This is a genomic window from Aeromonas sp. EERV15 (assembly GCF_900079845.1).
Taxonomy (GTDB): domain Bacteria; phylum Pseudomonadota; class Gammaproteobacteria; order Enterobacterales; family Aeromonadaceae; genus Aeromonas; species Aeromonas sobria.
In genome coordinates, this window is record NZ_FKKY02000024.1 from 15,373 (window position 1) to 28,719 (window position 13,347).

Sequence of the window (13,347 nt, forward strand, 5' to 3'; positions counted from 1 at the left end):
TGACCTTGCAGGGTCAACTTGTGATGGGTGCGACAAAAAGGGACCTTATGGTCCCTTTTTTCAAGGCTTTTTAATATCTTGCTGATTGCATATTTGCACTGCCTGCGGCTCTTCAGTAGAGTCGTGTTCTAATCAGTCAAGGTGAGAAAGCCACTTGCCATGAGGCGAGCTCTCGATTCCGTCTATCAAATCATCTCCAGTCTGGCTCATTCGAGTGGGCGGGGATATTTCGATACTTTTGTGAGTGAAATCGCCGCTGCTGTGATGGCTGATGTCGTCCTGATCTCCAGCGGGGCGCTCAATGACACCTACTTGACGGTGCAGGCGGCCTATCCCTCCTCCCTTGACCCCGATATCCTGACGCTGCCACTGACTGACTCTCCTGATGCCATTACCTGGCAGGAGGGGGAAGCCTGGTTCAGCGATCGTCTGCTACAACTCTTCCCCGAGATGCCACTTGCCCGGCAGTGGCAAGCCCGGGCGTATGTCGGGATTGCCCTCAAGAATGCTGACGGCGAGACCATAGGTATCTGCAGTTTGCTCTATCGCCAGCCCCAGACTGATATGGGCCGGGTGATGGGCTTGCTCAGGCTACTGGGGCCACTGGCGGGTCGCGAGCTGGCGTTGCTGTTGCAGCGACAGCTGCCGCAGCCTGTGCCTGATGCACCCCATGTTTTGCAGAGCATGCTTTTTGAGGCTCCGGTGGGGATCGGCAAGCTCGATCTCACAGGCCGGATCCTCTGGGCCAATCCGGCCATTGAAAAGATGTTGGGTTATTCCCTCGACGAGCTGCTGCAGCGATCCATCTCTGACATCAATCACCCCGAGGATTGGCAACGCAGTCTCGAGTGCTACCAGCAAATTCACCGCGGTGAGTGCAGTCGTTTTACGCTGGAGAAGCGCTACCTGCGCAAAGGGGGGGAGATCCTGTGGGGGCGGGTCACGGTTACCCTCATCAATGACGAGCAACAGCAGCCGGACTACCTGATGGTGCTGCTGGAGAATATCGATCCTCTCAAGCGTCATGCTGAACAGCTTAAACTTTCGCATCGGGTCTATGACAACCTCTCCGAGGCCATTCTGGTGTGTGATGCCGATAGCCGCATCATTTCGGTCAACCCGGCATTCGAGCAGATCACCGGTTACAGTGGTGACGAGGCCCGTGGCCAGCGTCCCAGCATCCTCAAATCCGGGCTACACGATCAGACCTTCTATGCCGACATGTACCATGCGCTGGAGCGGGTGGGGGTGTGGCGCGGTGAGGTGTGGAACAAACGCAAGAACGGCAAGCTCTATCCCCAGCAGCTGATGATCAGTACCCTGCGTGAAGCAGGGAAAATACAGCAATATATCGCCATTTTCAGCGATCTTTCCCAAACCAAGCAGGCTGAGCAGAAGATCGCCGCCCAGGCAAACTATGACACTCTCACCAGCCTGCCCAACCGCTGGTTGTTTAGCCGCTGCTTGACCCGTTTTTGCGAGCGGGGCGAACGCTTTTCCCTGATGGTGCTCGATCTCAATAACTTCAAGGCGGTCAACAACAGCATGGATCACCAGGCCGGTGATGCCCTGTTGCGGGAAGTATCGGATCGACTGGTGAGTCGGGTGCGTACCGAAGATATGGTGGCCCGTATCGGCGGTGACGAGTTCGCCTTTCTGGTGCCCGGTATCGTCACCCGCCGTCAGGCGGAGGTGTTTGCCAAGCAGGTGATCGGCAGCTTTGCGCGTCCCTTTATGCTGGCCAACCAGCAGCTCTATGTCACCGCGACCATCGGCATGACCCTTTGTCCGGTAGATGGCAGCGAGAGCGACGAGCTGCTACGCAACGCCGAGCAGGCGCTGTTTGCGGCCAAGCGGCAGGGACGGTTGCTAGGCGCCTACTGCGCGACCATGCGGGAAGAGGTGCGCCAGCGCCACCAGATGCAGCAGGATTTGGCCGAAGCGATCAAGCTGGAGCAGTTGACCATGGCTTACCAGCCCATCTGGGATAACCGCAGTGGACGGGTCGCCAAGCTGGAAGCGCTGGTGCGCTGGTATCACCCCCAATGGGGACAGGTCTCCCCCGCCGAGTTCATTCCGCTGGCGGAAGAGGCGGGTCTGATTCAGGGGCTGGGGGCGCTGGTGTTGTGGCAGTCGTGCCGGGATTTGGCGCGCTTGCAGCAATCCGGTTTCCCACAGATGCAGATGTCGATCAACCGCTCGACCCTGGAGTTCCAGACCATAGATCCGGAGGCGAGCGAGTGGCTCAAGGTGATTGAGCACTACGGGCTTGATCCTGCCGACATCGTCATCGAAATTACCGAATCCTTGCTGATGGAGAGTAGCGATCAGCACAGGGTGCGGATCGATGCGTTGCGTGCTGCGGGATGCCTGCTGGCCATTGATGATTTCGGCACCGGCTACTCGGCGCTCAACTACTTGCGTACCTTCCCGGTGGATCTGGTCAAGATCGACCGCTCTTTCGTGCGCCATATCCCCTTCAACGAGCAGGATCGACTGCTGCTGGATGGCATCATCAACATAGTGCACAACCTCGGCATGGAGGTGGTGATCGAAGGGGTGGAAACCCGTGAGCAGCTCAACTTCCTCTGTCAGAAGGGGTGTGCCTTCACTCAGGGCTACCTGCTCAGCCGCCCGCTGGCCTATGACGACCTGACCGATTACCTCGCACTCAACCGTCAGGGGATGAACCTCACTGTCGTGAGCTGATCCACTGCTTCTGTTATCATGGCCGCTTCTGTACGTGCCATGAGTCTGCCTCCTATGCCCCATATTCAGGTTTTCAGTGAAGTACCCGCCCGTGATGGCGAGCTCGACGCCCTGCGTTTACGCCTTGCTGACGTGGAGTTTGTGGCCCCGTTTGCACTGGTACTGACTGAAGATCGGCTGGAACTGCGCAAGCTGGATGAACCCAAGCTGGGTGCCGTCTATGTGGATTTTGTGGAAGGGGCGGTGGCTCACAGGCGCAAGTTTGGCGGCGGCCGTGGCCAGTCTATCGCCAAGGCGGTGGGGCTCAAGGCCGGAGCCACTCCGACCGTGGTGGATGCCACTGCGGGACTGGGGCGTGATGCCTTCGTGCTCGCCTCCCTCGGCTGCAAGGTGACCCTGATCGAGCGTAGCCCTGTGGTGGCGGCTCTGTTGCAGGACGGGCTGACGCGGGCGACGCAGGATCCCGAGATTGGCCCCTGGGTCAGCGAGCGGATGCAACTGCTGCAAGGCCCGGCGGTGGACAACCTGCTGGCGTTGAGCGAGCGGCCTGATGTCATCTATCTCGATCCCATGTTCCCCCACAAGCAGAAGTCGGCGCTGGTGAAAAAAGAGATGCGGGTGTTCCAGTCGCTGGTGGGACCGGATCTCGATGCGGATGCCCTGCTGCCGGCGGCGCTCAAGATGGCGAACAAGCGGGTGGTGGTAAAGCGCCCAGCCTATGCTGGCTGGCTCAATGAACATAAACCCAGCATGGCCATCGAGACCAAGGGTAACCGCTTCGATGTCTATGTGATGGCGGCGCTGGCGACGGGTTAACTGTCGCGTTGAATGCTGGATGAAAAAAGAGGGCCAACCTTGGGTTGGCCCTCTTTTTTTTATTGATTCAGTTGGTTGGAGTGAAGCGGATTAGCTTCTCTTCCCCTTGCCAGTTCAGGCGCAGGGTTGCCAGCTCTGCCAGACTGAGCCGCTCGCCACTGTGTAGCAGCAGATATTCGACCCCTTCACAGGCCTCTATGGTGCGGATCTTGTCATCCCGCTGACGACCATCGCGACTGGCGAGGGTCACCGGCAGTTGCCAGCTGGCGGCAATTTCGAGCCAGTCGTAGAGATCGCAGCTGATGGGTTGATAATCCGGCATGATCGACTCCAAAGCAGGCAAGTTGCTGGTTCAGGCTTCCTGCAGGCGGGTTGGCCAGCCCATCTTTTGCTGGCGTTCTACTTCCAGGCGCAGCTCGCTGGCGCGCAGGTAGTGCTCATCCATCCAGCCCTTGGGCAGGGTCAGGGTCAGTGACTCTTCTTCGGCCTGCAGGGTGAAGCTGGGAACTGTGCCCTGGGTGCGGCGCATGCAGAGGATCAGCGATATGCGCAGGATGCGGGCCAGCCGGATCGCCTGACGAGCGGTGACTGCACCCTGTTTTTCCAGGGTTTCCAGCTTGAATTCGTCCCGCTGGTTGAACAGCAGGGCCGACAACAGCTTCTTTTGTGCAGGGGTAAAACCCGGCATATCGATGTTGTCGATGATGTAGGCCGCGTGTTGCGGTGCTTTCTTGTACTCGATACAGAGGCCCAGTTCGTGTAGCAAAGCGGCATAACGAAGGATGGGGCGACCATAACGTTTGGATAGACGCCAGCCAGGTTGCAGCTGGGTGAATGCTTCGACGGCGGTATCGCGCACCCGCTCGGCGTGCTCTTTATCCAGCTGATAGCGGCTGATCAGGCTGTCGGCGGTGCGATCCCGGGCATCACAGTCGTGATTGTTGCCCAGTAGACCGTAGATCAAGCCTTCACGCAGAGCACCACCCGCCAGGGTCATGCTCTCAATATTCAGGGTTTCAAAGATGGCGATCAGGATGGCGAGGCCGGAGGGAAACACAGTCAGCCGTTCGGCCGCTAGCCCTTCCAGCTGCAACCGATCCAGCTTGCCACAGGCGATGGCCTGACCCATCAGCTCCTGCAATTTCGGCAGGGTAACCCGCTCGCTCTTTCCTTGTGCCAGCATGATCTCTTGCAGTGCCTGCACCGTGCCAGAGGCGCCGACGCAGGTGCGCCAGCCGAGGGTGCGGTAATCTTCCGCCACCTTCTCCAGCACCGCTTTGGCGGCGGCAATCGCCTGCTCGAAACGCGTGGCACTCAGCTCGCCATCACCGAAGTGGTTGTTGAGCCAGGTGACACAGCCCATGTGCAGGCTGTTGAGCAGTTTCGCTTCGCTGTGCTCGCCAATCACCAGTTCGGTACTGGCACCGCCAATGTCGATCACCAGCCGGTTGCCCTCTCCGGCAGAGGTCCAGGAGACCCCTTCGTAGATGGTTTTGGCCTCTTCCTCACCCGAGATAATCTCGATGTTGTGGTTGAGTAACCGTTCCGCTTCGCTGAGGAACTCGTCGACGTTGGTGGCAAGGCGCAGGGTTGCGGTGCCTACCACCCGGATGTTGTCGGCCGGAATATCCTGCAACTGCTCGGAGAACAGCCGCAGACAGTCCCAGCCCCGCTCCATGGCGGCACGGCTGAGGTGAAATTCCGGATCGAGCCCGGCAGCGAGGCGAACCTTGCGCTTGACCTTGGTGACGGTGCGCAGGGCACCGGCGACCTCGCGCACCACCAGCATATGAAAGCTGTTGGAGCCGAGGTCGATGGCGGCATAGAGCGGCGAGTTGTGCAACTGGGCCTGTCCTTTAGCTCTTGCGCGGTGGACGACGACGGTTGTTGCTGTTGTTGCTGCCACCCTGACGGTCACGCATGTTGCGGTTGACCGGCTGGCGGTTGCGAACAACACGTTTCGGCGCAGTCACATCATCCAGCAGCGCTTCACGATCATATTTGCTGACCGGGATAGCGTGGTGGATGTACTCCTCGATGGCTGGCAGGTTGAAGGCATAGTCTTCACAGGCCAGGCTGATGGAGTGGCCGCTCTTGCCGGCACGACCGGTACGACCGATACGGTGCACGTAGTCTTCGGCGTCGTCGGGCAGGTCATAGTTGAAGACGTGGGTCACGTCAGGGATGTGCAGACCACGGGCAGCCACGTCGGTAGCGACCAGGATGTCCAGCGTCCCTTTGGTGAAGTCTTCCAGGATCTTCATCCGCTTCTTCTGCGGCACGTCGCCAGTCAACAGACCTGCGCGGTGGCCGTCATTCTCCAGCCACGCCTGCACGTCTTCACAGATATGCTTGGTGTTGGCGAACACGATGGCTTTTTCTGGCCACTCCTCTTCCATCAGAGAGAGCAACAGCAGCATCTTGTCTTCATTGGAGGGGTAGAACAGCTCTTCCTGAATGCGTACTCCTGTCATTTGCTCCGGCTCTACCTGCACATGTTCCGGGTGGTTCATGTGCTCGTAGGCCAGCTCCTGCACGCGCAGGGAGAGGGTCGCGGAGAACAGCATGCTCAGACGCTCGGTCGGGGCAGGCATGCGACGGAACAGGAAGCGGATGTCCTTGATGAAGCCCAGATCGAACATGCGATCCGCTTCGTCCAGTACCACGACCTGAATATTGCTCAGATCGATCACCTTGGACTTGAAGTAGTCGATGATGCGACCAGTGGTGCCGATCAGGATGTCGACACCCTGCTCCAGCACAGCCAGCTGCTTGTCGTAACCTTCGCCACCGTAGGCGAGGCCGAGTTTCAGGCCGGTAGAGGCAGCAATGCTGTCGGCATCGTTGTAAATCTGTACTGCCAGTTCCCGGGTGGGTGCCATGATGATGGCTCTGGGTTGATTAACCAGACGGGGAGTGGTCAGTGGGTGAGTCAGCAAATAGTTGAAGGTGGCGGCCAGGAAGGCGATGGTCTTGCCGGTTCCTGTCTGAGCCTGACCGGCGAGGTCATGGCCTTCTACCAGCAGTGGCAGAGACAGTGCCTGGATGGGGGTGCAATAGTGAAATCCCTTTGATTCCAGACCAGCCAGAACTTCGGGTTCGAGGCCCATTTGGGCGAATTTTTCGGTCGTTAAGTGTGTTTTGCTCATGGCGGTAGGTTATCAGGTTAGGCTTGCATTAATAAACAGGATCATTTCAAATAGGGCAACTATTGCCTTTGTTGACGTATCAATAAAGCCTTATTTACTGACTGGAGTTGGAGATGAGTGACAAGATTGTTCAGCTGAGCGATGCCAGCTTCGAGGCAGATGTAATCAAAGCCGATGGCGCCGTCCTGGTCGACTTCTGGGCCGAATGGTGTGGTCCGTGCAAGATGATTGCCCCGATCCTGGAAGAAGTTGCCCAAGAGTACGAAGGTCGCGTGACCGTGGCCAAACTGAACATCGACCATAACTCTGATACTCCGCCCAAGTACGGCATTCGTGGTATCCCGACCCTCTTGCTGTTCAAGAATGGCGAAGTGGCAGCGACCAAGGTCGGTGCACTGTCCAAGACTCAGTTGAAAGAGTTTCTGGACGGCAACCTGTAATAACCTAAGGGGAGCGCATTGCAATAATGCGCTCCTTCTGTTTTATCACCTAGACGCTCATCCCGATTAGTGCTAATTTATCGCTCGTTTGCTAACCTTTTTGTCAGACCCGCTTTTGCAAAAGTCGGCTGGCAAGTCAAATCTGAACAGCACCAATCCAGCAGACTGTCTCCTCCCATTTCAATCCTTGCTTACAGACTTTCACCACTATGAATCTGACTGAATTAAAGAACACTCCTGTGTCCGAGCTGGTCAAGCTTGGCGAATCCATGGGGTTGGAAAATCTGGCTCGGGCGCACAAGAAAGATATTATTTTCGCGATCCTCAAGGCGCACGCCAAGGGTGGTGAGGATATCTTTGGCGACGGTGTGCTGGAAATCCTGACCGATGGTTTTGGCTTCCTGCGTAGTGCAGATGGCTCCTATCTGGCTGGCCCGGACGATATTTACGTCTCCCCGAGCCAAATTCGCCGCTTCAACCTGCGTACTGGCGATACCGTTTCCGGCAAAATCCGACCACCGAAAGAGGGCGAACGTTATTTCGCACTGCTCAAGGTCAACGAGGTCAACTATGACCGTCCGGAAAACGTCCGCAACAAGATCCTGTTTGAAAACCTGACGCCGCTGCATGCCAACGAACGTCTGCGCATGGAACGGGGTAACGGTTCTACCGAAGACATCACTGCCCGTGTACTGGATTTGGCATCCCCCATCGGTAAAGGCCAGCGTGGTCTGATCGTGGCACCGCCCAAGGCCGGTAAGACCATGCTGCTGCAGAACATCGCCCAGAGCATCGCCTACAACCACCCGGACTGTGAACTGATCGTCCTGCTGATCGACGAGCGTCCGGAAGAAGTGACCGAGATGCAGCGCATGGTGAAGGGTGAAGTGATCGCTTCTACCTTTGACGAGCCTGCTTCCCGCCACGTTCAGGTTGCCGATATGGTGATCGAAAAGGCCAAGCGTCTGGTCGAGCACAAGAAGGATGTGGTGATCCTGCTGGACTCCATCACCCGTCTGGCGCGCGCCTACAACACCGTCATCCCGTCATCGGGCAAGGTACTGACCGGTGGTGTGGATGCCAACGCCCTGCACCGTCCCAAGCGCTTCTTCGGCGCCGCGCGTAATGTGGAAGAGGGCGGTAGCCTGACCATCATCGCGACCGCGCTGGTGGATACCGGATCCAAAATGGACGAGGTTATCTACGAAGAGTTCAAGGGTACCGGTAACATGGAACTGCACCTCTCGCGCAAGATTGCCGAGAAGCGCATCTACCCGGCCATCGACATCACCCGCTCTGGCACCCGTAAGGAAGAGCTGCTGACAGCGCCTGACGAGCTGCAGAAGATGTGGATCCTGCGCAAGATCATTCACCCCATGGGCGAGATCGATAGCATCGAGTTCCTGATCGACAAGTTGGCAGGCACCAAGACCAACGACGAGTTCTTTGACGCCATGCGGCGCCAGCAGAAGTAAGTCCGGTCACAAAATGACGAAACCGCGGCCCTGGTCGCGGTTTTTGTTTATCTGTTTTCCGGTCGCCCTAGTAGTATGAAATCCCGATGTCACAAGGATAGAGACGTCATGAAACCCATTTTTTGGTTCTGGCTTGGGTTGCTGTTCGCAATGCCGCTCCATGCCCAAGTGGCATCGCCCTCATTGCCGGCGACCGTTGAGACTCTGCAAACGCACCAGCGCTATCTGGCGAGCCGTCTGCAACAGGGGCAATTTGCTGCCATCGACACCCTGCTGGCAACCTTGAGCCGCGAGCAGCGGGAGTTCCTGCTGTTGCAGCTGCTGCGGGATATTCCGCTTACCGCCCCTGCGTCCCCCGAGTTGCAACAGTGGGTCGAGGCTCAGGCCGACAAGGCCCCCGAGTGGCTACTGGAGCAGCAGGTAGACGGTTTTCTGGTGCAGCAACCCGCCTACGATTTTTCCGCCCGCGCCCGCCAGTTGCTTGGTCAATGGCAACTCCAGCGGCTGGTGGTGAGCTATCACCAGCAGCTTGCCCAGGGGAGCTTTGCGCTCAAATCCATTTACTACAGCCGTAACCCCGACCTTGCCATGCAGCAGCAAGCCCTGTTGCTGGCCCTTGCCCAAGTGCCGCCGTCGATCTGGGGTCGGGAGGCCCGCCAGCTGGCGGGTCAGAATATCTATCTGCCCGACAACCAGTTGTTGCGCTATCTGCTGGAACGTACCGGCGAGCCAGCACTCTATGCCCGACTGTGGCGCCAGCCGGCGGATCAGGATGCGTTGATGGCGCTGTCCACCATCAGTCACTTCCATCAAGGTGCGGCGGCCAGTGATCTATTGATTGCGGCCAGTTTTAACCCGGATTTGAAAGAGCCCGCCCTGCGCCAGTTGAGCGCGCTATCTCCCTTGCCGCAGCAGGCCCAAAGCTATCTGCTGGCGGAACTCTCCAACCGCCAATACGGTGCGCTGGTGGCGGGTTTATTGATGGAAGTGGACGAGCCGCTGTTGCTCTCTGCACTGGTCAGGCGTCTGGGACAGCGTGACCCCCCTCCCATCGCCCCGAGTCTGTTACCCGATACGGGTACAACCGATGTGCGGCCAGGGTTATAATGCACAACCTCCTGAACCCGGTTGGGAACTTGCATGAAATACAAGGATTTGCGTGATTTCATCGCGCAGCTGGAACAAAACGGACAACTCAAGCGCATCACTCGCGAGATAGACCCCTATCTGGAGATGACCGAGATCAGCGATCGCACCCTGCGTGCGGGTGGCCCGGCTCTGCTGTTCGAAAATCCCAAAGGCTACACCATGCCGGTGCTGACCAACCTGTTCGGTACCCCGGATCGGGTTGCCATGGGCATGGGCCAGCCGAATGTGGGTGCCCTGCGTCAGGTCGGGGTTTGGCTCTCTTATCTCAAGGAGCCTGAACCGCCCCGTGGTCTCAAGGAGCTGATGGAGAAGCTGCCGATCTTCAAGCAGGTACTCAACATGCCGACCAAGCGGCTCTCTTCTGCCCCCTGCCAGCAGGTGGTGCTGGAGGGGGATGCGGTCGATCTCGACCAGATCCCGATCCAGCATTGCTGGCCTGGCGATGTGGCGCCGCTGGTTACCTGGGGCCTTACCATTACCCGTGGCCCCTACAAGAAGCGACAGAACCTCGGTATCTACCGCCAGCAGAAGATCGGCAAGAACAAGCTGATCATGCGTTGGCTCGATCACCGTGGCGGCGCCATCGATTTTCGCGAATGGCAAGAGGCCCATCCGGGCGAGCGATTCCCGGTGGTGGTGGCGCTCGGTGCCGATCCGGCGACCATTCTCGGCGCTGTGACGCCGGTGCCGGATACCCTCTCCGAGTATGCCTTTGCCGGTCTGCTGCGCGGTAGCCGTACCGAAGTGGTGAAAGCGATAAGTTGTGATCTGGAGGTGCCCGCCAGCGCCGAGATCGTGCTGGAAGGCTATCTGGAACCGGGTGAAATGGCGCCGGAAGGGCCTTATGGCGATCATACCGGTTACTACAACGAGGTGGATGAGTTCCCGGTCTTTACCATTACCCATATGACCAAGCGGCGGGATGCCATCTATCACAGTACCTACACCGGTCGTCCGCCCGATGAGCCCGCAGTACTGGGGCTGGCGCTGAACGAGGTGTTCGTACCGCTGCTGCAAAAACAGTTCCCCGAGATTGTGGACTTCTATCTGCCACCGGAAGGGTGCTCCTACCGGATGGCGGTGGTGACCATCAAGAAGCGCTACCCGGGCCATGCCAAGCGCGTCATGCTGGGGGTCTGGTCCTTCCTGCGCCAGTTCATGTATACCAAGTTCGTGATTGTCTGCGATGACGACATCAATGCCCGCGACTGGAACGATGTGATTTGGGCCATCACCACCCGAATGGACCCGGCACGGGACACCACCCTGATCGAAAACACCCCGATCGACTACCTGGATTTCGCCTCACCGGTCTCCGGGCTCGGCTCCAAAATGGGGCTGGATGCCACCAATAAGTGGCCGGGTGAGACCAGTCGTGAGTGGGGTCAGCCCATAGTGCAGGACGAAGCGGTGAAGCAGAAGATCGATACCATTTGGGATGAGCTAAATATCCTCAGCTGAGCCAAAGATGGCCACTTTGCGGCGTTTGCTGCAAAAAGTGATGCGATCCGCACTGATTTGAGTATTCTCGACTGACGGGACCAGGGCTGCTGGTCGTCATTCCATAGTGAAACAATGAGCGAAGCGGGCCGAGCGAGCCCGCCACAAGGACAAGAATGCAACGTATCAAATGCCGCGTAGAGGAACTGCGCGAATATGTCGACACCATCTGGCATGTGGCACTGACGCCGCAGCAAGAGATCAGCTTCAAGCCGGGCCAGTATCTGCTGGTGGTGATGAGCGATTCGGACAAGCGCCCCTTCTCCATCGCCAACTCGCCGACCCGCCCGGGTGTGCTGGAGCTGCAAATTGGTGCCACTCCCGAAAATGCCTACGCCGGTCAGGTGCTGGCCCGGATGCGCGAGCAGGGCGAGATCGAGGTCGAATTGCCGGCTGGCAAGGCGTTCCTGCGCGATGAGTCCCCCCGTCCACTGATCCTGATGGCGGGTGGCACCGGCTTCTCTTACGCCCGCTCCATTCTGGAATATCTGATCGACAAAGGCAGCAAGCGTCCGGTGTTCTTCTACTGGGGTGTGCGTCAGGCTCACTGGCTCTACGAGCTGGAGCAGATGCAGCAGTGGGAGCGTGACTACGCACCGCTCACCTTCATCCCGGTGGTGCAGGAGCCGGAGGCTGACTGGACTGGCAAGAGCGGGCTGGTGCACAAGGCGATCATGGATGACTTCGTCAGTCTGCACGACTACGACATCTATGTGGCCGGTCGTTTCGAGATGGCGGGTGCGGCGCGGGAGGAGTTCAAGATCCTCGGTGCCGAGCCGGAGCGCATCTTCGGTGATGCCTACGAATTTATCTGACCAACAGCAGGGTTGGCTGATGCAGCCCCCGGTGTGACCGGGGGCTGCTGTTTTTTCGGGGTTGTTATCGTGAGCGGGCGTGGCGCGACGAACTCGGTGTTATCCCATGATTTTTCGTCATTTTTGAGATGAATGGCTACTAATTAGCCGTGGCTGGTGGCATCTTGGTCGGTGATGATCAGCAGGCTGGATAAGGATATCCGAAGTGACAGCACAAGGAGGGGTAGCGTTGAGTGAAGAGGGCCGGGTAGCTGCAGAGGATGTCGCGGGTGAGGCCCGTCGTGCTGAATGGGTCGCGATGCCAAACCCGTCTCTTCATGGTGGTGAACGTGCCCGTTTGCAGGCTGAAATAGCGGCCCTGAAGCGTGAAAATAACCTGCTGCAAGAGAAGCTCAATGCCGCCCTCGATGGCACCGGTATCTGCCTCTGGCAGGGCTCCATTCCCACCGGTGAGCTGCGGGTATTCAATCTGCAGAACTTCCAGGCCGGAGATATGGCCCCTCATTTCGATCTGTGGAGCGCCAAGCTCCATCCTGATGATCGTAGCCACACCCTGGCCCACTACCATGACCACCTGCAGGGGCTGACTCCCTGCTATGAAGCCGAATATCGCACCGTCAGCCCGGAGGGCGAGATTACCTGGCTGTGGGATCGGGGGCGGGTCGTCGATTGGGATGGTGACGGCAAGCCGCTGCGGATCATGGGTTCCCACATCGATATCACCCAGCGCAAGGCGTATGAGCTACAGCTGGCAGAGCGCGCCAACAGCGACGCCCTGACCGGGTTGCTCAACCGGCAGGGATTTGGCAAGGCCTTCAAGCAGTTAAAGCCGCAGGGGCCAAGGGCTTTGCTGTTTATCGATCTGGATGATTTTAAAGGGATAAATGACCAGCTGGGTCACGCCTGTGGCGACCGGGTGCTGCAGCAGATCGCGCAGTGGTTGCGGCGCATCATGCCGGCGTCGGCACTGTGTGGTCGCTACGGTGGCGATGAATTTGTGGTCCATCTGCATCATGAGGTATCGAGTCACACCTCGGCCCAGTTGGCCGATGTCCTGATCAGCGAGATACAGCGTTATGTGCCGCAACCCGATTGCCCGCTCCGGGTCGGGATGAGCATAGGCATTGCGCTATGGGAGGCCGAATTGTCGTTAAGAGAGGTGCTGGATGTGGCGGACAGGGCCATGTATGAAGCCAAGGCACGGGGAAAACGGGCCTGGCATCTGCTACATGCTTGATTGAGCCATTCGGCTGACCATCACATAACAAAAACCCCAGCCGAGCTGGGGTTTTTG

The 13,347-nt window shown here is 58.3% G+C and carries 11 protein-coding genes; 8 read left to right on the forward strand and 3 right to left on the reverse strand.

What is annotated here, in order from left to right:
- Positions 1 to 159: 159 nt before the first annotated feature.
- The gene (locus tag BN4575_RS18270; RefSeq protein WP_068979261.1) at positions 160 to 2,709 is read left to right on the forward strand and encodes a putative bifunctional diguanylate cyclase/phosphodiesterase; all 2,550 of its coding nucleotides are present in this window, start codon (positions 160 to 162) and stop codon (positions 2,707 to 2,709) included.
- A gap of 63 nt (positions 2,710 to 2,772) precedes the next feature.
- A complete protein-coding gene (locus tag BN4575_RS18275; RefSeq protein WP_068979287.1) occupies positions 2,773 to 3,525 on the forward strand; it encodes a class I SAM-dependent methyltransferase in 753 nt (250 codons plus the stop codon).
- A gap of 67 nt (positions 3,526 to 3,592) precedes the next feature.
- On the opposite strand, the gene BN4575_RS18280 is transcribed toward BN4575_RS18275, so the two are convergent.
- From BN4575_RS18280 to rhlB, 3 genes are read right to left on the reverse strand one after another with little or no spacing between them, the layout of a single operon-like run.
- Positions 3,593 to 3,847: a Rho-binding antiterminator gene (locus BN4575_RS18280; protein WP_068979262.1), complete on the reverse strand. Its 255-nt coding sequence runs from the start codon at positions 3,845 to 3,847 to the stop codon at positions 3,593 to 3,595.
- Between the two features lie 30 nt (positions 3,848 to 3,877).
- The gene (gene gppA, locus BN4575_RS18285) at positions 3,878 to 5,368 is read right to left on the reverse strand and encodes a guanosine-5'-triphosphate,3'-diphosphate diphosphatase (protein WP_068979263.1); all 1,491 of its coding nucleotides are present in this window, start codon (positions 5,366 to 5,368) and stop codon (positions 3,878 to 3,880) included.
- A 13-nt stretch (positions 5,369 to 5,381) separates the two neighbouring features.
- Entirely contained in the window at positions 5,382 to 6,674 is a 1,293-nt protein-coding gene (gene rhlB / locus BN4575_RS18290; RefSeq protein WP_042021114.1) for an ATP-dependent RNA helicase RhlB, read from the reverse strand.
- Positions 6,675 to 6,787: 113 nt separating this feature from the next.
- Here rhlB and trxA point away from each other — a divergent pair, with 113 nt between their 5' ends.
- The 6 genes from trxA to BN4575_RS18320 all read left to right on the forward strand — a co-directional run bounded on the left by trxA (position 6,788) and on the right by BN4575_RS18320 (position 13,290).
- A complete protein-coding gene (trxA, locus tag BN4575_RS18295) occupies positions 6,788 to 7,114 on the forward strand; it encodes a thioredoxin TrxA (protein ID WP_005339416.1) in 327 nt (108 codons plus the stop codon).
- A 209-nt stretch (positions 7,115 to 7,323) separates the two neighbouring features.
- A complete protein-coding gene (gene rho, locus BN4575_RS18300) occupies positions 7,324 to 8,589 on the forward strand; it encodes a transcription termination factor Rho (RefSeq protein WP_042021112.1) in 1,266 nt (421 codons plus the stop codon).
- A 108-nt stretch (positions 8,590 to 8,697) separates the two neighbouring features.
- Positions 8,698 to 9,696: a hypothetical protein gene (locus BN4575_RS18305; RefSeq protein ID WP_068979264.1), complete on the forward strand. Its 999-nt coding sequence runs from the start codon at positions 8,698 to 8,700 to the stop codon at positions 9,694 to 9,696.
- A gap of 33 nt (positions 9,697 to 9,729) precedes the next feature.
- On the forward strand, positions 9,730 to 11,199 hold the full coding sequence (gene ubiD, locus BN4575_RS18310; RefSeq protein WP_068979265.1) for a 4-hydroxy-3-polyprenylbenzoate decarboxylase: 1,470 nt from the start codon (positions 9,730 to 9,732) through the stop codon (positions 11,197 to 11,199).
- 155 nt (positions 11,200 to 11,354) lie between these two features.
- Positions 11,355 to 12,053 (forward strand): NAD(P)H-flavin reductase, encoded by a 699-nt coding sequence (gene fre, locus BN4575_RS18315; RefSeq protein WP_068979266.1) that lies wholly within the window; start codon positions 11,355 to 11,357, stop codon positions 12,051 to 12,053.
- Positions 12,054 to 12,258: 205 nt separating this feature from the next.
- Entirely contained in the window at positions 12,259 to 13,290 is a 1,032-nt protein-coding gene (locus tag BN4575_RS18320) for a diguanylate cyclase domain-containing protein (RefSeq protein ID WP_256029013.1), read from the forward strand.
- The last annotated feature ends 57 nt before the right edge of the window (positions 13,291 to 13,347 follow it).

Bases quoted from the DNA above. Each gene is read 5' to 3' on its own strand.
- BN4575_RS18305 (WP_068979264.1), top strand. From the start codon at position 8,698: ATGAAACCCATTTTTTGGTTCTGGCTTGGGTTGCTGTTCGCAATGCCG.
- rho (WP_042021112.1), top strand. From the start codon at position 7,324: ATGAATCTGACTGAATTAAAGAACACTCCTGTGTCCGAGCTGGTCAAG.
- ubiD (WP_068979265.1), top strand. From the start codon at position 9,730: ATGAAATACAAGGATTTGCGTGATTTCATCGCGCAGCTGGAACAAAAC.
- trxA (WP_005339416.1), top strand. From the start codon at position 6,788: ATGAGTGACAAGATTGTTCAGCTGAGCGATGCCAGCTTCGAGGCAGAT.
- rhlB (WP_042021114.1), bottom strand. From the start codon at position 6,674: ATGAGCAAAACACACTTAACGACCGAAAAATTCGCCCAAATGGGCCTC.
- BN4575_RS18280 (WP_068979262.1), bottom strand. From the start codon at position 3,847: ATGCCGGATTATCAACCCATCAGCTGCGATCTCTACGACTGGCTCGAA.
- BN4575_RS18270 (WP_068979261.1), top strand. From the start codon at position 160: ATGAGGCGAGCTCTCGATTCCGTCTATCAAATCATCTCCAGTCTGGCT.
- fre (WP_068979266.1), top strand. From the start codon at position 11,355: ATGCAACGTATCAAATGCCGCGTAGAGGAACTGCGCGAATATGTCGAC.